Origin of the sequence: Streptomyces thermoalcalitolerans (genome assembly GCF_039525155.1) — a bacterium.
GTDB classification, from domain to species: domain Bacteria; phylum Actinomycetota; class Actinomycetes; order Streptomycetales; family Streptomycetaceae; genus Streptomyces; species Streptomyces thermovulgaris.
The window spans coordinates 1-615 of sequence record NZ_BAAAHG010000154.1 but is presented as its reverse complement, the minus strand read 5'-3'; the positions used below and the strand labels follow the sequence as shown (position 1 = coordinate 615).

Annotated in this window: 1 pseudogene; it reads right to left on the bottom strand. The window is 80.3% G+C overall.

Annotated features, from left to right (window positions below):
• Positions 1-615, bottom strand: a pseudogene (locus tag ABD224_RS29315) (ABC transporter permease); the annotation flags it as partial.

Below are 615 nucleotides of genomic sequence, written 5' to 3'. Positions count from 1 at the left end.
TCCGCCCCGACGCGGGCGTCGGCGCCGATCGCGCCGAGGGCCGCCCGGTCGCGGGCGTCGGCCACCCCCGCCAGCACCGAGCCGCCGAAGGCGGCGGTGGTGAGCGCGGTCAGCAGCGCCAGCAGAGGCAGCACCGCCGGGGTGGACGTACGGGCCGCGCGGGCCAGGGCGAGATGGCCCACCGCTCCGCGCAGCCGGCCGGCCGGGCGCATCAGCAGACGCAGCGGCCACGGGTACAGGCGGACCAGCACCAGGGCCGCGATCACGCCCACCAGCACCGGCGCCAGCGACACCAGCTGGTCCCCCGACGCACCGGCATTCTCCGGTGCCCCCGAGACCCCGCGCCGCCGCAGCGCCTCCACCGCCCCCGCCGCGATCACCAGCAGCGTCAGCTCGGCGACCGTACGGCGCCGGGAGGGACGTACGGACACCGTGTCCCGCCGCGGCCCGTGGACGCGGACCGCGCGATGCGCGAACGCGGCCCGCAGCGGCAGCGCGGCGCACGCCACGACCGTGACCGCCGCCGCGACGACGACCGCGGGAAGGAGGCGGCCCCCGGGGACGGCGAGCAGGGCGGCACCCTGGCCGCGCGCCCCGGCGGGGACGGCGACCACC